Below are 18,791 nucleotides of genomic sequence, written 5' to 3'. Positions count from 1 at the left end.
CTATGAGGCGCGATCAAACCGAACAAGACGGGAAGCGACCACGTTGGCGACTGCTGCGCGAAAGCCACACATTATCGTCTTCGCCAATGAAAAAGGCGGTACCGGCAAATCCACCACCGCCGTGCACGTCGCCATCGCGCTTGCGACCCGCGGCGCGAACGTGGCCGCCTTCGATCTCGACCATCGCCAACGCACGATGGGGCGCTATTTCGACAATCGCGCGGAGACGGTAAAGCGCACCGGGCGCTCGCTGCCGACCCCGCGCCATGCCACGCACGATGGCGAGAGCCTCGCGCGATTCACCGAGAGCATGGAGTCGCTCGCGACCGATGCGGACTTCCTCGTGATCGACACGCCCGGCCGCGACGACCGCTTCGCGCGGATGGCGGCAAGCCGTGCCGATACGCTTGTAACGCCGATGAACGACAGCTTTGTCGATTTCGACCTGATCGGACAGGTCGATCCGGTAACCTACAAGGTTACGCGCCCGAGCTTCTATGCCGAATTGATCTGGGAAGCCCGCAAGGTCCGCGCGAAGGCCGATGGCTCGACGATCGACTGGGTGGTGCTGCGCAACCGCGTCCAGCATATCGAAGCGCGCAACATGCGGCGCGTGTCGGAGGCGCTCGATCAGCTCGCCAAGCGCGTCGGCTTCCGGATCGTCCCTGGCCTGGGCGAGCGCGTGATTTACCGCGAGATGTTTCCGGCCGGGCTGACGATGCTCGATTCGGGCGAATTCGGCTCGATGGGCCTGGCGCATGTCGCCGCGCGCCAGGAATTGCGCGAGATGATGGGCGCGCTGGCACTCCCCGAACCCGTTCTGCCGCTGTTCGCCTGATGGCAAAAGTCCTGCTCATCGTGGCCGTGTTGATCGGCATCTGGCTGGTGCTGCGACCGCGGCCCAAGCCGACGCTGCGGCTGGATGAAGCCGAGGCGCGTGCGGTGCTCGGCGTCGATGCCGCGGCCGATGCCGCCGCGATCCGCGCGGCGCACCGGCGGCTGGTATCCGCCGTCCATCCCGACAAAGGCGGGTCGGCCGACCTGACGCGCCGGATCAACGCCGCACGCGACGTGCTGCTGCGGCGTTAGTCTTTGCCGCCGCATGAGATTTTGACCCGTCATTGAACTTTCGCATTGCTCACCGATTGGGCATGGACCGACTATCGAGGGAGCCGATCAGATGACGCACATGTTCAACCCCACATCGTTGCGTGAATATGACATTCGCGGAATCGTCGGCAAGACGCTGGGCGCGGCGGATGCCGATGCGATCGGGCGTGGCTTCGGCACGCGCGTGCGGCGCGCGGGCGGCACGCGCGTTGCGGTTGGCTATGACGGACGGCTGTCCTCGCCCCAGCTTGAGACGGCGCTGATTGGTGGGCTGACGGCGGTTGGCGTCGATGTCGTGCGGATCGGCATGGGGCCGACGCCGATGCTTTATTATGCCGAAGCCACGCTAGAAGTGGATGGCGGCATCGAGATAACCGGCAGCCATAATCCCGCCGAGTATAACGGCTTCAAGATGGTGCTGCAGCACAAGCCGTTTTTCGGGGCCGATATTCAGGAGCTCGGTCGCATGGCGGCGGAGGGCGATTGGGAGACCGGCGAAGGCACGGTTTCGACCGCAGATATCGAGGACGATTATGTCAATCGGCTGGTGGCGGGTTATGCTGGCGGCAGCTATCGCATCGGCTGGGACGCGGGCAATGGGGTGTCGGGCCCGATCATCGAGAAGCTCGTCAAGCTGCTGCCGGGTGAGCATCATTTGCTCTTCACCGATGTCGACGGCAATTTTCCCAACCATCATCCCGACCCTACCGAGGAAAAGAACCTTGCCGATCTGAAGGCGCTGGTCGCGGACAAGCAGCTCGATTTCGGACTGGCTTTTGACGGCGATGGCGACCGGATTGGCGCGATTGACGGGCAAGGCCGTGTTATCTGGGGCGATCAGATTCTGTCCATTTTGGCGGAACCTGTGTTGAAGGAATTGCACGGCGCGACGATCATTGCCGACGTGAAGGCGAGCCAGATGCTGTTCGACCGCGTGCGTGAACTCGGCGGCGAACCGCTGATGTGGAAGACCGGGCATTCGCTGATCAAGATGAAGATGCGCGAGACCGACAGCCCGCTCGCCGGCGAAATGAGCGGCCACATCTTCTTCGCGCATGAATTTTACGGCTTTGACGACGCGCATTACGCCGCCGTCCGGTTGATCCGTGCGGCGCATATGATCGGGAAGTCGATCACGGACTTGCGCGGCGCGATGCCGGCTTTGGTCAACACGCCGGAGATGCGCTTCCAGGTCGATGAGGCCCGCAAGTTCGCGGTGGTCGAGGAAGTGCTTGAGCGGCTCGAAGCGGCGGGGGCCGACGTCAACCGCACCGACGGTGCGCGCGTCAATACGCCCGACGGCTGGTGGCTGCTGCGCGCGTCGAACACGCAGGACGTGCTGGTGGCGCGCGCCGAGGCGAAGGATCAGGCCGGGCTCGACCGGTTGCTGGCGATGATCGATGACCAGTTGGCGCAGAGCGGGTTGGTGCGCGGGGAGCAGGCTGCGCACTGAGAAGGATTTGGTTCGCGCAGAGGCGCGGAGGACGCGGAGAAGAAAGTTTTTCAAGCGAAGGCGCGGAGACGCGAAGAACGGTTCCGCGATGCGGCTTCCTCGCCGCCATGCGCAGTGACCGGGTTTCAAAGCGCTTCGCGCCTTCGCGCCTTCGTGCCTTCGCGTGAGATAATCTTTCCCTTCTACCTCCGCGTCCTCCGCGCCTCTGCGCGAACGAACCTTCTTTCCTCGCAATTCGGCGCCGAACACGCCACCTAGGCACGATGCCGCCCCCCGCCCCTCAGATCATCCGCGTCATCGACCTCGAGACGACCGGCGAAGCGCCGCCGCTCCACGGGGTCTGTGAAATCGGCTGGCAGGACGTAGCGCTCGGTGCGGACGGGCGCTGGGAGATCCACGGCGAGGGTGGTGCGCGGCTCGTCAATCCGGGGCGGCCGATCCCGCCGCTGACGCAGACGATCCACCATATCCTCGACGAACAGGTCGCCGACGCGCCCTTGTGGCATGACGTCGCGCGCGGTGTGCTCGATCCCTATCCCAGGCGCGTCGCGCTCGCGGCGCATCGCTCGCTGTATGAAGAGAAATTCTGCAGCCCGGCGCTGACGCGCGACGCGCCGTGGATCTGCACCTGGAAATGCGCGTTGCGGCTGTGGCCCGATACGCCGGCTTTCTCCAACCAGATGCTGCGCTACTGGCGCAAGCCCGTGGGGCTGGAGCATGAACGCGGCCTGCCGGCGCATCGCGCCTTTCCCGACGCCTATGTCGCCGCCTTCCATCTGCGCGATGCGCTCAATGCCGTCGGGCTGGAGCAGTTGCTGGCCTGGTCGCGCCTTCCCGGCTTACTCCCGCGCGTGATCCGCCCCGGCCCCGATCGCGGCAAGGACTGGTGCGAGATCAGCGACGACTCGCTCGCGATCATGCTCGGCGACCGTGACGAGGATGTGCGCTTCACCGCCGAGACCGAGCGCACGCGGCGCGGCACTTCGTCCCACGATTGAGCTCCGCGCCAGGGTTGATCGAAATCAAGCTGGTGCGGCTGGTCAAGGTCCGTGCTGCTGCGTAAGGGGCGCAAGATGGCGCAGCGCATGGTCTTGGGTTTCGGCGTCACCGAAGGGCGGATGGGGCGGTTCCTCGTTGCCGCGATGGCGCTGGGGTTCGCCGCGCTGATCGCCGCGGGGATTGCCGCCGCCTGGTCGACGGCGCGCAATGAAGCGCATACACGCGACGTCAACCACACCTATGAGGTCGAACTCGCGATCGACCGGACGCGGATCGCGATTGAGCAAAGCGAGACGACGCGCCGTGGTTTCCTGCTGACCGGCGACCCAATCTATCTCGACACCTACCGTAGCACTATGGCCGACTTGCCGACGCTGATCGCGCGCATCGCCACGCTGACGCGCGACAATCCGCTGCAGCAAGGCAATTTGGCGAAGCTGCGCGCGCTGACCGACGATTTGGCGCGGCAGCGTGAACGCACGATCGCGGCGGCGCAGCGGGGTGATCGTGCCGCCGCGCTGGCGCTGTTCGTGTCCGAGACGAGCGCCCCCCGGATGCGCGCGGTCCGGACGCTTGCTGGGGCGATGGCAGGTGAGGAACAGCGCCTGCTCGCGATCCGCAATGCCGAACAGCGCGCCAGCGTCCGGGTGTTCTACACCACGCTGGCCATTGCCGGGCTGTTGCTCGTGCTGGTCGCGGCGGTCACGCTCGCGACCGTCCTGCGCTATACCCGCGATTTGGCAACGTCGCGCGACAGGGTGCGCGATTTCGCGGATACGCTGGAGGCGCAAGTTGCCGAACGCACCGCCGATTTGACGCGCGCCAATGACGAAATCCAGCGCTTCGCCTACATCGTCAGCCACGATCTGCGCAGCCCGCTGGTCAATGTGATGGGCTTCACTGCCGAACTCGAGGGGGCGGCGGCCACGCTCTGCGCGCTGATCGACCGTGCCGAGGCGCATGCCCCCGAAATCGTCACCGAAGACGCCCGGCTCGCGGCGCGCGAGGATTTGCCCGAGGCGATCGGCTTCATCCGCAGCTCGACGCAGAAGATGGACCGGCTGATCAACGCGATCCTCAAACTGTCGCGCGAGGGCCGTCGTGTGATCGCACCCGAGCCGCTCGACCTGACCGCGATGATCGACGGGATCACGGCAAGCCTGACCCAGCAGCTCGCCCAGCGGGGTGCGACGGTCACGGTCGAACGCCCCTTGCCGACGATCGTCAGCGACCGGCTTGCCACCGAACAAATTTTTTCGAATTTGATCGAGAATGCGGTCAAATATCTCGATCCTGCGCGCGTCGGGCAGATCGTGGTGCGGGGCAAGCGCGATAGGGCGCGCGTTACGTTCGAGATCGAAGACAATGGCCGCGGCATCGCGCCGAACGACCACAGCCGTGTGTTCGACCTGTTCCGGCGATCGGGCAATCAGGACCAACCGGGCGAGGGGATCGGGCTCGCGCATGTCCGTACGCTGGCGTACCGGCTGGGCGGGGTGATCGACGTGGCGTCGGAACTCGGCCAGGGTGCGACCTTCCGTTTGACGCTGCCGGTCGCCCTGACCGATGCAACCATCGTAGCCACTTCGGGGAAAGCACCATGACCGACCATAAGACCGTCAGCATCGTGATGATCGAGGACGATGAGGGCCATGCGCGGCTGATCGAGAAGAACATCCGCCGCGCGGGCATCAGCAATACGATTACGCATTTCACCGACGGCACGAGCGCGCTCGACTATCTGTTCAACGCGGCAGACGGCCCGCAACGCAATGGCCCGGCGCTGGTGCTGCTCGATCTCAATTTGCCCGACATGAGCGGCACCGACATTCTGGCGAAGATCAAGGCGACCGATGGCCCGCTGCGCCGCACGCCGGTGGTGGTGCTGACAACCACCGACGACAAGGTCGAGATTCAGCGCTGCTACGATCTTGGCTGCAACGTCTACATCACCAAGCCGGTCAATTATGAGAGTTTCGCCCAGGCGATCCGCCAGCTTGGCCTGTTTTTATCGGTCATTCAGGTCCCGGACATGGAGCCAGGGGGGTAAGCGTCAGCGTGACAACGGTTCTTTATATCGACGATGATGCGGGCCTGCGGCGACTGGCGGCACGCACGCTCGCGCGGCATGGTTTCGACGTGACGGTTGCCGAAAGCGGGGTGGAGGGCGTTGCGCTGGCCAGCGCGCGCGCGTTCGATCTGATCGCGGTCGACCATTATATGCCGGGCATGGACGGGCTGGAAACGCTGAAGCAGCTGCGCGCGCTGCCTGCGCCGCCGCCGGTCGTCTATGTCACCGGGTCGGAGGAAGGGCGGATCGCGGTCGCCGCGTTGAAAGCGGGCGCTGCGGACTATGTCGTAAAATCGGTCGGCAGCGATTTCTTCGACTTGCTGGTCAGCGCGTTTGCTCAAGTGCTCGAACGCACCGCGCTGGAACGCGACAAGGCCGCCGCCGAGGATCAGTTGCGCGCCAGCAACGCCCGGCTCGAGGCGCTGCTGAGCGAGGTCAACCACCGCGTCGCCAACAGCTTGCAAATCGTTTCGGCGATGGTGCGGATGCAAGCCACCGCGCTCGATAATGCCGATGCGCGGCTCGCGCTTGAGGATACGCAGCGCCGTATCGCGGCGATCGCGCAAGTCCATCGGCGGCTTTACACCAGCAACGACGTCGAACAGGTCGATATGCGCGAGTATCTGGGTGCGCTGGTCGAGGAATTGGGCGAGACCTGGTCTACCCCGACCGCCCCGCGCCGGCTTTCGCTCGCCGCCGATCCGATCCGGCTGTCGACCGACCGCGCCGTCTCGCTGGGCGTGATCGTCACCGAATTGGTCAGCAATGCGTGCAAATACGCCTATCCCAGTGACGGGGAAAAGCGTGGGGGCGGAGAGGTCCGCGTGTCGTTGATCGACGAGGGCGATGCGCATTTTCGCCTTGCGGTCGAGGACGACGGTGTGGGGATGGTAGCGGATGCGCCAGCGCGCGGCACCGGCGTTGGCACGAAGCTGATCCGTGCGATGGCGCAGAGTCTGCAGACCAACGTCGAATATGACACCGCGAGCCGCGGCGTACGCTCCGGGGTCCGCGCGACGCTGCGCGCGGCCCTGGGTTAAGGCGTCGGCTTAGCGGGGTTTACGGAATTTATAGACGAACTGGTCGGTATGGCCGCGGATCGCGGGATCGAACACATTGGCCTTATGGTCGTCGGCCGGGTTGCTGAGCACGTTGCTCTCTCCAACGAATTCGAAGCCGGCCTTGGTCACTTCGGCCTTGACCGTCGCCGGATCGATCCGATGCGACGTGCCTGTGCTGGCAAGGCCAGTGCCGGGGTCGGCATGGTCGATCACGATATAGCTGCCGCCCGGTTTCAGCGCCTTAAGGACGGCGGCGTTGAAGGCATCGATCGCCGCCTCGCCACCAAAATTGTTGACGTCGTGATAATTCTGCACGGTCCAGACGATATCGACCGGCTCCGGCGCCGCGACGATGCCCACGCCCAGCACCCTCGCCGAGGCGTTCGGGATATGCAGCGCTTCAAGCGCCGGGAGCGCCTTGGTGGCATATTTGGCGGCAGCGGCGGGCCAGATTGCATAGACATGGCCGGTCTTGCCGACCACGCCGGCGAAGATCCGCGTCCAATATCCGCCGCCGGGGAAGAAATCGAGCACCTCGTCGCCCGGGCCTACCCCTGAGAAAGCGAGGACCTCGGCCGCTCTGCGCCGGGCATCGTCGCCCGCCTGTTCGGCGCGCGCCGGGTTGGCGAGGCCCGCCGCCACTGCACGCGCGGTTTCCTTGGCGCTATGTTTGGAGGCTGGAACGGTGGCCGCAACAGCGGCGGTTGCGATCAACGCGGCGGCTGCCGCTCCCATCAGAAATCCACGCATCATGCCTTCTCCCTCACATGGGCGCGTCAGACGTCGAGATTGGCGACGCTTAGCGCATTCTCCTGGATAAATTCGCGGCGTGGCTCGACCACATCGCCCATCAGCCGCGTGAAGATTTCGTCCGCCACATCGGCCTGCTCGATCTCGACGCGGAGCATCGAGCGCGCTTGCGGATCGAGCGTCGTCTCCCACAATTGCTCGGCGTTCATTTCGCCGAGACCCTTATAGCGCTGGATCGACAGGCCCTTGCGCCCGGCGGCAAGGATCGCGTCGAGCAATTGCGACGGACGCGCGACCATCGTTGACCCCTTTGCGGCGGTTGCCACGGGGGCCTGGGCCGGTGCCTCGGTCGCGGCCGCTGCATCCCCGGCGGCATCGACTTCGGCCTGCGCCGCAGCCGCTGCCTTGGACGAGACGATCCGCGCGGTCTGTTCGTACGCCTCGCCCTGCTCGACCGCGAGGCCGTGCAGTTTGCGCGCTTCGGCCGAGCCGAGGAACGCGCCTTCGATGATGTGATGATCGGTCACGCCGCGCCACACGCGCTCGACATGGAAGCCACCATCCTCGGCCAGCCGGGCCGACCAGCGCGCTTCGGGATCACCGGCATCGAGTCCGCGGACGACTTGCACCACGACGTCGCGGCGCGCCGCGAGATCGAGCGCCGGATCGAGCGCGCCGCCCATTGCCAGCGCTTCGACGATCGTCGGATCGTAGCGCCGCGGGATATAGCGCATCAGCGTGCGCATCCGCCGCGCATGGTCGACCAGCATCCGCAGGTCCTGGCCCGACCGCGTCCCGCCCTGCACGCCTTCGAGTAGCGTGCCGGCAACACCCGCCTCGACCAGATATTCGTCGAGCGCGCTATCGTCCTTGAGATACACTTCCGAGCGTCCGCGCGTCGCTTTGTAGAGCGGCGGCTGCGCGATGTAGAGGTGCCCGTTGGTGATGATCTCGGGCATCTGGCGATAGAAAAACGTCAGCAACAGCGTGCGGATATGCGCGCCGTCGACATCGGCGTCGGTCATGATCACGATCTTGTGATAGCGCAGCTTTTCGATCTTGAAGTCGTCGCGGCCAATGCCCGTGCCCATTGCCTGAATGAGCGTGCCGATTTCCTTCGACGACAGCATCCGGTCGAAGCGCGCACGCTCGACGTTGAGGATCTTGCCGCGCAACGGCAGGATCGCCTGGAAGTGGCGATCGCGGCCTTGCTTGGCCGAACCACCGGCCGAATCCCCCTCGACCAGGAACAGTTCGGACTTGGCGGGATCACGCTCCTGGCAATCGGCGAGCTTGCCGGGCAGGCTGGCGATGTCCATCACGCCCTTGCGCCGGGTCAGTTCGCGCGCCTTCTTGGCGGCTTCGCGCGCGGCCGCGGCGTCGATGATCTTGAGGATGATCGATTTGCCGTGCGCGGGGTTTTCCTCGAGCCATTCGGCGAGCTTGTCGGCCATCAAGCTTTCGAGCGGCTGGCGCACTTCGGACGAGACCAGCTTGTCCTTGGTCTGGCTGCTGAACTTCGGGTCGGGCAGCTTGACCGAGACGATCGCGGTCAGGCCTTCGCGCATGTCATCGCCGGTCAGCGTGACCTTTTCCTTTTTCAACATGCCCGATTTCTCGGCATAATTGTTGAGCGTGCGCGTCATCGCCGCGCGGAATGCCGCCATATGCGTGCCGCCGTCGCGCTGCGGGATGTTGTTGGTGAAGGCGAGGACGTTCTCGTAATAGGAGTCGTTCCACTCAAGCGCGACGTCGATCGTCACGTCGTCGCGCGTACCCGAAATCGCGACCGGCTCGGGCATCAGCGGAATTTTGTTGCGATCGAGATATTTCACGAACGCGGCGATCCCGCCCTCATAATAGAGTTCGACCGTCTTGAGATCGGCATGGCGCGCATCGTTGAGATACAGCCGCACGCCCGAATTGAGGAAGGCGAGTTCGCGGTAGCGATGCTCGAGCTTGTCGAAATCGAATTCGGTGATTTTGAAGGTGGCGGGCGAGGGGAAGAAGGTGACCTTGGTCCCCTTCTTGCCGGGCGCGGGGCCGACCACCTTGAGCGGTGCCACCGCATCGCCAAACGCAAAGCGCATGTAATGCTCGGTCTCGTCGCGCCAGATCGTCAGATCGAGCCATTCGGACAGCGCATTGACCACCGAGACGCCGACGCCGTGCAGGCCGCCGGAAACCTTATAGGCATTGTCATCCGAGGTGTTCTCGAACTTACCGCCAGCATGGAGCTGGGTCATGATGACCTCGGCGGCGGACACGCCTTCCTCGGTATGGATTCCGGTCGGAATCCCACGGCCATTATCCTCGACCGAGACCGAGCCATCGGCGTTCAAGGTGATGTCGATCCGGTCGCAATGCCCGGCGAGCGCTTCGTCGATCGCATTGTCGCTGACTTCGAACACCATGTGGTGGAGGCCCGAGCCATCGTCGGTATCGCCAATGTACATGCCAGGGCGCTTGCGGACGGCGTCGAGGCCTTTCAGCACCTTGATCGAATCGGCGCCATAGTCGCCTTGATTCGGGATATTGGGGTTATTGCTTTCGGGTGTGGTTGCCATGCCGAGTATATAGGGTCGGCGGGCGAAAAACGGAAGCGAAATGGGCGATCGCCGCTTGCGGTGTGCGGGTGCCTACGCCACTCTCCGGCGACGTGCTGAAGCGGTACGATAGCAGCGCAGGCAAAGGGGCAGGAACAAGCCGCCCGCTGGGGCCTAACCGGGAGAAATGTCGTGGCAATCGGTGGCGGACTTGATCGTCGTGCGATCCTTGGCGGCATGCTTGCCGGGCTCGCCAGCCCCGCTCGTCTATCAGCGGCGCCCATTCTCACGCTGAAATCCGGTCCGCGGCTGTTCACGGGCACCCCGCTGGACAAAAACCGGCTCGCGCTGACCTTCGAAAAGGTCGATCTGCCATTGCCACCGATCAAAGTGTCGAACGGCGCGGCGAAGCTTTCGCTCGACAGCCTGCGTGGCAAGACACGGATCGTCACCTTATGGGCAGAATGGTGCGCGCCATGCCTGGTCGAGGCGCGCGATTTCGCCGCGCTGCGCCGACGTTTCGCGGGACCGAATTTCGACATCGTCGCGGTGCCGACCTGCATCGCGGAGAAGCTCGGTTTTGCCGGCGCGACCGCGCGGTTGACGCAAGCCCGCGTCGCTGGCTTGCCGCTGCTGGTCGAGCCAAACGGCGGGAAGCGCCTGATGCTGACGCTGTCGCCATCGCCGATGGGCGATGGCGGGACGCTGCCGTGCACTTTGCTCGTCGATTCGCGGGGACGGATCCGCGGGCGGAGCCGTGGTGCGCTGACGGCGGCGCTTCCGCCCGGTGCAGCCGCCAAGCAGCCCGGGTCGTACATCCTGACCGACGCGGACAAGCGCGCGATGCTTGCCGGTGACCGCGGCACCTTGTGGCAATCGCCCGACGGCGACGCACTGGTCACGGCACTTTGCGACGGTATTCTCGACCGACTCTAGATTATCGCGCGAGCTTCCCAGAGAAGGAAGCGAAATGGGCGAGTCGCCCGCGGCAGGCGGTGCGGCTTGCGGCGCTGGCGACCGATTAAGCGTCTTGCGTTGGCCGATCGTCGCACAACCACGCTTCGGCCTCGCGTCGGTCGTCGAACCACTGGGCGGTGTCGCGTTTCAGGACGCGCTGTACCTGCATCGGCGAAAGCGATTTGTCGGTGACGACAGCCAGCCGCCGTGAGGCGTAACGCGGGTTGCCAAATGTGCTTTGTAACGCCGAGACGACATCCTGCGATTGCAGACTGAAATCGGACACGTCGATCAAGGTGAGATGCTCATGCGGCGCGAGTCCCAAGCTCTCGATCGCGGCCTTTCCGTCGATTGCGACTTGAATCACTCGGGGCACGTCGAAGAAACCCGCCAACGTGATGTCGACCAGCTTTTTTTGCGGATCGACCCGTATGGTGTGTGTCGCGTTCATGCCGCACTGTCGGCGAAAGAGCTTTCGGATTCAATAAGAAGATGGCGATGCGCGCCGACCGAATCGCGGCCCGGAACGCGCGTTCCGAGCCGCTTTCGTGTTCAGCGCGCGCCGGTCATCCATCCGGGGCCGTCGATCGTCCCGCCGGCGTCGCGGCGGGCCTTGGTTGCGCTCGCGATGAATTGCCATACGGTATACGAAAAGCCCGGGTCGGCCTCGTTCTGCCATTTGGGCATGTCGGAATACATTTGCGCGACGCCATTCCACATTTGCGGCGTCGCGACGGCGGTGAACGGCTTCAAGAGCGCGAACCATTGATCGAGAAACGCTTGTGCCTCGGCCCCGGCAGGGTCGAGCGGGAGTGCTGCCGCGATCGTGTCGCTTAGCGTGCGCCACTGTGCCTGATACGCTGCATAGTCCATGCCTTCGTACGCGGGCGCGGCGGTCTTGGCCCATTCTGCCTTGTCGTCTGGGCTGAAATAGCGATCGACGATCGCTTTCATCGGATGTTCCATCGTTGCTTCTCCGGATCGGATCAGCGAGCAGAAGGTCGCGGCATCGATCGGCTCGCCTCGGTCGATGCGGGACAAAGTGGTGGCGAGGATCGCGCGGATATCGGCCAGCGCCTGCGCCTGTTCGGTAACCTGATCGAGTTGCGCGACGATCAGCGCGCGCAGGTCGATCGTGCGACGGTCGAACAGCTGCTTGATCCGCGCAAGGCTCAACCCGGCGCGTTTGAGCGCAACGACCTGATGCAACCGCTCCAGCGCGGCGGCATCGTAGAGGCGTCGTGCGGAGGCGGTACGCAGCGGGGTCACCAACCCGCGCGCTTCGTAAAAACGCAAGGCGCGCGGGCTCAAGCCGGTTAGGCGGGCGACATCGGCAATGTCGAGAATCGTCGTCATGGCGACGGTGTAGCGGTTGACGTTAGGTCAACTGCAAGCGGAAAAAATCGCGCCCCAAATCGGCGAACAGGGCGTCCTCGGTGCCCGTCATCCACACTTGCCCCATGCCGGACAGCCGATCGAACAAGGCGGCGCGGCGGAGGGGGTCGAGATGCGCCGCGACCTCATCGAGCAAGAGTACGGGCGGCGCGCCGGTGCGCTCGGCCACCAGATCGGCATGCGCAAGGATCAGGCCGAGCAGCAGCGCCTTTTGCTCGCCGGTCGAGCACAGACCCGCCGCCTGACCCTTGCCGAGATGGGTGACCACCAGATCGCTGCGGTGCGGGCCGACCAGCGCGCGCCCGGCGGCTGCATCGCGCGCACGGCCGCGGGCGAGATCGGCGGCGAGACTGTTGCTCGCGCCGGTCCAGCCCTCCAGCGCGAGGCCTGCGCGCGCGAAGGGGCCGTCGGGCTGCTCGACCAGTCGCTCCGCCAACGCGGCGACGGTCTCGCGCCGCGCGGCGTCGATCGCCGCGCCATGCTCGGCCATTTGCGCTTCCAGCGCCGACAGCCACTCACGGTCGGGCGCGGCGTCGTCGGCGAGCAAGCGATTGCGCGCACGCATCGCGGCTTCGTAGCGATTGGCGTGCATGGCATGCGCCGAGGACAAGGCCAGCGTGAGGCGGTCGAGAAAGCGGCGGCGCTCGCCCGCCGGCTCGACGAACAAGCGATCCATTGCCGGCGTCAGCCACACCACCGTCAGCCATTCGGCGAGCGCGGTCGCCGCGACCGCCGATCCCTGAACGCGGACGATCCGCCGTTCGGGGGCGGCGGCGTGCGTGCCGGTGGCGATCGCGACGTCGCCGGTCAAATCCGCAGCGACGCCAAAGCCGCCGGGGCCGTTTTGCCGCGCCATGTCGCCAAGCGCCGCACGCCGCAAACCGCGGCCGGGCGCGAGCAGCGACACGGCTTCCAGCACATTGGTCTTGCCCGCGCCATTCTCGCCGGTCAGCACGACGAAGCCCGGCCCCGGCGCGATCGTCAGGTCGGCATGGTTGCGGAAATCGGTGAGGATCAGGCGCGTGAGCATCACGCCCGCTCTACCGGGTCGCGCAGCTTTCGCAATTTACGCGCGCACCGGATTCAGGCGGCGAGGCGTTCCGGCGTTGGGGCCGGTTCGGCGGCGGCGTCGCGGCGCTTGCTGAGGTACGATGCCAGTTCCGGCCCCAACTCGCGCTGCGCTTTCAGATACGCGACCGGTGTCGCGATCCCGAGCCGCGCGCGGGCGGCGTCAATCGGTTCGGCGAGCAGCGCCTCATAATCCTCGCCCGAAATCCATTGTGCGCGGCCGCCGTTGCGATAGCCCTCCCACACCGCGCGGGCGAAGAGCGTGCCGCGAGTCGCGCCGAGGCTTTTGAGCGCCGCCGCGCCACCGATGAACGCCCAGCCGAGTCCGCCGACCTGCGCATAGCTGAACGCGACAAGGCAGGCCTCGCCAAGTGATTCGTCGGCTTTATAGCCAGTCAGCACGTGCCAGATGTCGTGCGTGTCGCGCACCCGCCGCCCGAACCAGGCATAGGGATGCTGCACTTGATCTTCGCTGATGACCTTGCTGACCTCGACCAGGCCATCGGCCGAATAACCCGTGGTCGCGAGAAAATCGCGATACGCAGCACCAACCGTACCGGGCGCGAAACGCGCGACGTAGGCGGGGTCGGAGAAGCGCTGCGCCAATTCGACCTGTTCGCACGCCAGCCGCCCGCCCTGTTCGGTCGCGATCAGCCGCGCATAGTTCATCGGCGCATTGCCGACGTTCAAAGCGCGCATGATGCGAAACACTTGCGTCGTGTCGTCGCCGTTTGCGAGCAAAATGCGGATTGCATCGAACGCCGTGCGCCAGTCGCGACGACCGTTTGTGCCGGGGAAGGGAGGAAGCTTTGCCATCGATTCGGGTCCTTACTGACACAAATGTCAATAAATCGTTTCGCGGATTGGGTCAAGCATGCCGTACCGTCATTGTGGTCCTGCGCGATCGATCGGGTTCCGGGTTTGAAACTGACCCGCAAACGACGATATGAGGCGGCATGACCCAAATCACCGTCGCCGCGCTGCAACTCGCCTTCACGTCGGATATCGACACGAACATCGCCAATGTCGCTGCGCTGGTGCGCGAGGCCGCGGGCCAGGGCGCGCAAGTCATCCTGCCGCCCGAATTGTTCGAAGGCGAATATTTCTGCCGCGTCGAGGATGAAGGCCTGTTCGCGCAAGCCAGACCGGTGGGGCAGCACAAGGCCGTGCTGGCGATGCAGACGCTCGCAGCCGAACTGAACGTGACGATCCCGACGAGCTTTTTCGAGGCGGACGGGCCGCATCATTACAATTCGCTGGCGATGATCGGGCCCGATGGCGCGGTGCAGGGCGTGTATCGCAAGAGCCATATTCCCGATGGGCCGGGCTATGAGGAGAAATTCTATTTCCGGCCCGGCAATACTGGCTTCAAGGTCTGGCCGGGGCCGGACGCCACCACGCTTGGCGTGGGCGTGTGCTGGGACCAATGGTATCCCGAAACCGCGCGCGCGCTGATGCTGATGGGATCGGACGTGTTGTTCTTCCCGACCGCGATCGGCAGCGAGCCGCACGATACCAGCCTCGACACCGCGCGACTGTGGCGGCGCGCGATGGTCGGGCATGCCGTGTCGAACGTGGTGCCGGTGGTGGCGGCGAATCGCATCGGGGTCGAGCATGGCCAGACCTTCTACGGCACCAGCTTCATTACCGACGAGCGCGGCGACATTCTGGGCGAGTTGGGCCGTGACGAAACGGGGGTGATTGTCGCGACGCTCGACCTCGACCGCGTCAAACGCCACCGCGCGGCGTTCGGCTTCTTCCGCGATCGTCGGCCTGATCTCTACGGGCGGCTGGTGCAGGATATCTGAGTCGCCTAGCGGTGTGGCGTTCCGACCTCGGCATTGACAACGATCGGCGTGTTGCAGCCCTCGATCTCGCGCACCACCGCCTTGATCTGCCGCGCAGGTGGCGCGTCGGCCAGGGGACGGATGGTGACACTGCCCTCGGATTTGGCGAGGATGATGCCAGGATTGCGGCACATCGGCTTGAGCGTCACAGGCTTGGTGGGCGATGTCACGGCGGCAGCGGTCGACAGCGCGACGAGGGTTGCGATCAGCATGGCTTTCTCCTGATGACGGCTCCTCATTACCACGCTTCCAGGTGCGCATGAAGCTCGGATGACGCCGAATTCACTGGCGTGCTGACCAGCAGCATGGTGCAATTGCCGTGATGGAGATCGAAGTCAGCGCCGAAGCCAAGGATAAGCGGCTCAACCGCTGGGTCGCGATCACGGTCGTCGCGCTGTCGGTGTTCATGGGGCTCGGCAACATCAAGGACGGCAACATCGTCCAGAACATGGCGCAGGCGAAGGCCGATTCGGTCGATCGCTGGGGCGAATATCAGGCGACCAAGACCAAATTGCATATCGCCGAGACGGCACGCGACGAGATGGTCGTGCTCGCCGCCACGCCCGGCGCAAAGGCTGCGGCCGGCGCGGCGATCGTCCGGCTTGACGGCGAAATCGCCAAATACACGCGCGAGGCACCGGCGCTGGCGAAACAAGCGCAAGGCTTTGCCGATCGCTATGATGCGCTCAACGTGCATGACGATCAGTTCGACGCGAGCGAGGCGGCGCTCTCGACCGCGATCTCGATGGCGGCGGTGGCGGCGCTGGCGGAAAGCTTCCCCTTGCTGTTCGCCGGCTGGGCGTTTGGCAGCTTTGGGCTGTTTCTGGGGCTGTGCGGCTTTGCCGGATGGGGCTTCCATCCCGATGTGCTGAGCACGGTGCTGGGGTAGCACCGCGCAGGCGCGGTCGTCGCAGCGCTCGGTCTCGACCGCATAAAGCGGCACCGCGCGGCGTTGGAAATTCTCCGTGATCGGCGACCCGACCTGTACGCGCGGTTTGTGCAGGATATCTAAGCTAGCCGCCTACAGTGCAGCGGTGGAGCGATCTTTTTGGCGGCGGAGCTCGCCCGTCCGCGCAAGGATCGCTTACAACGCATCGGTCATCAGAGAGATCATCTTGGCGCGTCAGTTGTGCCCCGCAATGCCACCGCCCGCGCAAACACCGCGTCGAACATTTCGGGCGTCAGCCGCCCGGTATTCTGATTGTAGCGTGAGCAGTGATAGCTATCGATCAGGATGCGGCCATCGGGCATGCGGTGTTCCGCAAGATGGCCGAAGCGGCATTTCGGGAGCCTCCCGCCGAGCACCTTGACCGCCGATTGATGCGCGATCTGTCCCAGCGCCACGAACACGCGCGCGTTCGGCAAGTCCGCCACCTGCCCCGCCAGGAATGGGCGGCAAGCGTGAATTTCCTCCGGTGTGGGCTTGTTCTGCGGCGGCAGGCATTTGACCGCGTTGATGATGATGGCGCCGTGCAGTTGCAGCGAATCCTCCGGGCTGCTCTCGTACGCGCCCGAGACGAAGCCGTGCGCGGCCAGCGTATCGAACAATAACGGCCCGGACTGGTCGCCGGTGAAGGGACGACCCGTACGATTGGCACCGTGCTTGCCGGGGGCCAGGCCGACGATGGCGAGCCAGGCATCGGGGTCGCCAAAGGCGTTGACGGGCGCGTTCCACCATTCGGGATGTTCGGCGCGCAGATCGTCGCGTAGCGCGACAAGGCGCGGGCAAAGCGGGCAATCGCGCGGTGGTTCGGTCGCGGCAAGCGGACTGGGTGCGAAGTTCATCGCTTTGCGTTAGGCGTGTTGTGGTGCCGACCTCAAGCCATGCCTTTCACTATGCCATCGCGATTGGATCGAACCGCTGCGGGCGGCACGGTCGGCCCGTCGCCGAGGTCGCTGCAGCCATCGCGGCCTTAGCCGGCGTGGTCGCGGTCTCGCCGGTCGTGGCGAGTGCCCCGATCGGGCCGTCGATCCGGCGCTATGCCAATGCCGTAGTGCTGATCGAAAGCGTCGATCAACCGCCTGTGGTCCTCGACCGGCTCAAAGCGATCGAACGCGCGTTCGGGCGGCGGCGCGGGCAGCGCTGGAGCGCGCGCGTGATCGACCTTGATATCGTCCTGTGGTCGGGCGGGCCGTGGTGCGCGCCCGGGCTCACGATCCCGCATATCGCGTTTCGTGCGCGCGATTTCGTGCTGGGGCCGTTGCTCGGCGTCGCCCCCGACTGGCGCGATCCGCTGAGCGGGCTGACGGTGCGCCAGTTGCGCGCGCGGTTGCGTCGGGGACTTCCTCGGGTTGACCAAGCCGACACCCGACCCTAACGCATGCCCAGTGTGGGCCCGTAGCTCAGTTGGTAGAGCAACGGACTTTTAATCTGTAGGTCTCGGGTTCGAGTCCCGACGGGCCCACCACGTTTTCAATGACTTAGGGGCGGCATCGGCCACCCTTCTATTTCTCAGGTAGCAAATAGGTAGCATCGCGTTTGACCTCGAAGGGTACCGCGCACATTTTTTGTCGGGAAACGGGGCTGCGATCGATGATGATCCCGCCTGAGCGCCCGGGAATTTTTCCCACTTTCCTAAACCACAACTCAACGGTTCGAATTTCTCAGCCGGCACTCGTGAGGTCGTTCGGCTTTCGCCCCAGTTCTGTTCGTCGCCGACCGATCTGGAAGACCCTGTGGGTGCGATAGATCGGTGCGGTTAGAGAAAGGGTGCTCTGCTCAGCGTGATCCCAATCCCGCAGAAAGCCGTGTTCGCTACTCGGGGTCGCGCAGTGCCTCGTAGAGCTGTCCGGGTCCAAGGAGGATTTCCTTCAGCCCATCGCGGACTTTCTGGCTGTTGAGAGCTTGGCTGCTCATCGTCTCGTGAGCGGTCAGTGCATCCATCACCGCGTTCAGGATTTCGGCTGCCAAAGTGGGGGAGGCAGCGAACTGAGCCTTGGTGTTGTTCTGCGCCTGCAATCGCAGGGAATCAGATTCGAGCAGCTTCCCCTTGATGACGTTGTTCACGTAAATGAGCTGATCGTCGTCAGTGAGCTCGCCTTCGAACAGGTCATTTACCTTGGCAATGATCGCCGCCAGCAGCGCTTTTTGCTTGTCCTGGACGCTACCCGAGCCAACGCCGGTGATCGGCGGCAGGTTCGGTAAGTCGGCGCCGCCGATCGACAAGGCGCGTTTTCCCTCGTCTTTCAGGTTGTGATGGGTGAGCTTTACGCCTGAGAGATCCACTCCTTCGCGTTCGCGGCCGAACTGCAGCAGGGGCGAGAGGCGCTTGAAGAACAGGAACCGCTTCTCGATATCGGTGCTGGCGTAGTCGAAGATCTGTGACAGGAAGGTGTAGAGATGGACGAAGCTTCCGATGTCATTCTTGAACAAAAGCAGGGCGTTCATCTCATCCCTCGTCTCATCCTGGGCGGTTTTGTCCTTGTTGGCCTGAGAGCCCGTCTTGAATCTCAAGCGTAACGAGCGAGGCGTCGGAGGATAACGAGGGCGGCGGCAGCGTAGAGGAAGGCTGTTGCGGAACGGATGGTGTTTTC

The 18,791-nt window shown here is 64.6% G+C and carries 19 protein-coding genes, 1 tRNA gene and 1 pseudogene; 12 read left to right on the top strand and 9 right to left on the bottom strand.

Annotation, left to right across the window (positions count from 1 at the left end; genetic code table 11):
• Nucleotides 1–43 precede the first annotated feature (43 nt).
• From IEV62_RS10770 to IEV62_RS10740, 7 genes are all read left to right on the top strand, one after another.
• Nucleotides 44–838 carry a division plane positioning ATPase MipZ gene (locus IEV62_RS10770; protein ID WP_188447310.1) on the top strand — a complete coding sequence of 265 codons (795 nt, stop codon included), beginning with the start codon at nucleotides 44–46 and terminating at the stop codon, nucleotides 836–838.
• The gene (locus tag IEV62_RS10765; RefSeq protein ID WP_188447308.1) at nucleotides 838–1,089 is read left to right on the top strand and encodes a DnaJ domain-containing protein; all 252 of its coding nucleotides are present in this window, start codon (nucleotides 838–840) and stop codon (nucleotides 1,087–1,089) included. The genes IEV62_RS10770 and IEV62_RS10765 overlap by 1 nt, the downstream gene beginning before the upstream one ends.
• Nucleotides 1,090–1,180: 91 nt before the next feature.
• The gene (gene pgmG, locus IEV62_RS10760) at nucleotides 1,181–2,563 is read left to right on the top strand and encodes a phosphoglucomutase/phosphomannomutase PgmG (protein ID WP_188447306.1); all 1,383 of its coding nucleotides are present in this window, start codon (nucleotides 1,181–1,183) and stop codon (nucleotides 2,561–2,563) included.
• 263 nt (nucleotides 2,564–2,826) lie between these two features.
• A complete protein-coding gene (locus IEV62_RS10755) occupies nucleotides 2,827–3,561 on the top strand; it encodes a 3'-5' exonuclease (protein ID WP_188447304.1) in 735 nt (244 codons plus the stop codon).
• Between the two features lie 75 nt (nucleotides 3,562–3,636).
• Nucleotides 3,637–5,166 (top strand): sensor histidine kinase, encoded by a 1,530-nt coding sequence (locus IEV62_RS10750; RefSeq protein ID WP_188447302.1) that lies wholly within the window; start codon nucleotides 3,637–3,639, stop codon nucleotides 5,164–5,166.
• Nucleotides 5,163–5,612 carry a response regulator gene (locus tag IEV62_RS10745; RefSeq protein WP_188447301.1) on the top strand — a complete coding sequence of 150 codons (450 nt, stop codon included), beginning with the start codon at nucleotides 5,163–5,165 and terminating at the stop codon, nucleotides 5,610–5,612. The genes IEV62_RS10750 and IEV62_RS10745 overlap by 4 nt, the downstream gene beginning before the upstream one ends.
• Before the next feature lie 8 nt (nucleotides 5,613–5,620).
• Nucleotides 5,621–6,673, top strand: coding sequence for a sensor histidine kinase (locus IEV62_RS10740; RefSeq protein WP_188447299.1), 1,053 nt, complete (start codon nucleotides 5,621–5,623; stop codon nucleotides 6,671–6,673).
• A gap of 9 nt (nucleotides 6,674–6,682) precedes the next feature.
• On the opposite strand, the gene IEV62_RS10735 is transcribed toward IEV62_RS10740, so the two are convergent.
• Both IEV62_RS10735 and gyrB read right to left on the bottom strand, forming a co-directional pair.
• Nucleotides 6,683–7,447 carry a class I SAM-dependent methyltransferase gene (locus tag IEV62_RS10735; RefSeq protein WP_229733029.1) on the bottom strand — a complete coding sequence of 255 codons (765 nt, stop codon included), beginning with the start codon at nucleotides 7,445–7,447 and terminating at the stop codon, nucleotides 6,683–6,685.
• 23 nt (nucleotides 7,448–7,470) lie between these two features.
• On the bottom strand, nucleotides 7,471–10,011 hold the full coding sequence (gene gyrB / locus IEV62_RS10730; RefSeq protein ID WP_188447297.1) for a DNA topoisomerase (ATP-hydrolyzing) subunit B: 2,541 nt from the start codon (nucleotides 10,009–10,011) through the stop codon (nucleotides 7,471–7,473).
• Between the two features lie 171 nt (nucleotides 10,012–10,182).
• Between gyrB and IEV62_RS10725 the strand changes: the two genes are divergently transcribed.
• Nucleotides 10,183–10,926, top strand: a complete 744-nt coding sequence (locus tag IEV62_RS10725; RefSeq protein WP_188447295.1) for a redoxin domain-containing protein — start codon at nucleotides 10,183–10,185, stop codon at nucleotides 10,924–10,926.
• Between the two features lie 85 nt (nucleotides 10,927–11,011).
• Here IEV62_RS10725 and IEV62_RS10720 read toward each other — a convergent pair whose 3' ends face one another.
• From IEV62_RS10720 to IEV62_RS10705, 4 genes are all read right to left on the bottom strand, one after another.
• A complete protein-coding gene (locus IEV62_RS10720; RefSeq protein ID WP_188447293.1) occupies nucleotides 11,012–11,398 on the bottom strand; it encodes a hypothetical protein in 387 nt (128 codons plus the stop codon).
• 101 nt (nucleotides 11,399–11,499) lie between these two features.
• On the bottom strand, nucleotides 11,500–12,303 hold the full coding sequence (locus IEV62_RS10715; protein ID WP_188447291.1) for a MerR family transcriptional regulator: 804 nt from the start codon (nucleotides 12,301–12,303) through the stop codon (nucleotides 11,500–11,502).
• A gap of 22 nt (nucleotides 12,304–12,325) precedes the next feature.
• Entirely contained in the window at nucleotides 12,326–13,372 is a 1,047-nt protein-coding gene (gene recF, locus IEV62_RS10710) for a DNA replication/repair protein RecF (protein WP_188447463.1), read from the bottom strand.
• Nucleotides 13,373–13,425: 53 nt separating this feature from the next.
• Entirely contained in the window at nucleotides 13,426–14,226 is an 801-nt protein-coding gene (locus IEV62_RS10705) for a Coq4 family protein (RefSeq protein WP_188447289.1), read from the bottom strand.
• Nucleotides 14,227–14,366: 140 nt separating this feature from the next.
• On the opposite strand from IEV62_RS10705, the gene aguB reads away from it, so the two are divergent.
• Nucleotides 14,367–15,218, top strand: a complete 852-nt coding sequence (aguB, locus tag IEV62_RS10700; protein ID WP_188447287.1) for an N-carbamoylputrescine amidase — start codon at nucleotides 14,367–14,369, stop codon at nucleotides 15,216–15,218.
• A 5-nt stretch (nucleotides 15,219–15,223) separates the two neighbouring features.
• Here aguB and IEV62_RS10695 read toward each other — a convergent pair whose 3' ends face one another.
• Nucleotides 15,224–15,469 (bottom strand): hypothetical protein, encoded by a 246-nt coding sequence (locus IEV62_RS10695; protein WP_188447285.1) that lies wholly within the window; start codon nucleotides 15,467–15,469, stop codon nucleotides 15,224–15,226.
• 110 nt (nucleotides 15,470–15,579) lie between these two features.
• Between IEV62_RS10695 and IEV62_RS10690 the strand changes: the two genes are divergently transcribed.
• Nucleotides 15,580–16,146: a DUF4337 domain-containing protein gene (locus IEV62_RS10690; RefSeq protein ID WP_188447283.1), complete on the top strand. Its 567-nt coding sequence runs from the start codon at nucleotides 15,580–15,582 to the stop codon at nucleotides 16,144–16,146.
• 221 nt (nucleotides 16,147–16,367) lie between these two features.
• On the opposite strand, the gene IEV62_RS10685 is transcribed toward IEV62_RS10690, so the two are convergent.
• Nucleotides 16,368–17,042, bottom strand: a complete 675-nt coding sequence (locus tag IEV62_RS10685) for a uracil-DNA glycosylase (RefSeq protein ID WP_188447281.1) — start codon at nucleotides 17,040–17,042, stop codon at nucleotides 16,368–16,370.
• A 23-nt stretch (nucleotides 17,043–17,065) separates the two neighbouring features.
• On the opposite strand from IEV62_RS10685, the gene folK reads away from it, so the two are divergent.
• Nucleotides 17,066–17,575 (top strand): 2-amino-4-hydroxy-6-hydroxymethyldihydropteridine diphosphokinase, encoded by a 510-nt coding sequence (gene folK, locus IEV62_RS10680; protein WP_188447279.1) that lies wholly within the window; start codon nucleotides 17,066–17,068, stop codon nucleotides 17,573–17,575.
• A 14-nt stretch (nucleotides 17,576–17,589) separates the two neighbouring features.
• Nucleotides 17,590–17,665, top strand: a tRNA-Lys gene (locus IEV62_RS10675).
• Nucleotides 17,666–18,012: 347 nt separating this feature from the next.
• Here IEV62_RS10675 and IEV62_RS18355 read toward each other — a convergent pair.
• Nucleotides 18,013–18,791 (bottom strand): annotated as a pseudogene (locus IEV62_RS18355) (type I restriction endonuclease subunit R); the annotation flags it as partial.

The sequence above is a fragment of the Sphingomonas psychrolutea genome, assembly GCF_014636175.1.
GTDB lineage: Bacteria > Pseudomonadota > Alphaproteobacteria > Sphingomonadales > Sphingomonadaceae > Sphingomonas > Sphingomonas psychrolutea.
The sequence above is the reverse complement of the archived record's forward strand: the minus strand, read 5'-3'. Positions and strand labels throughout refer to the sequence as shown.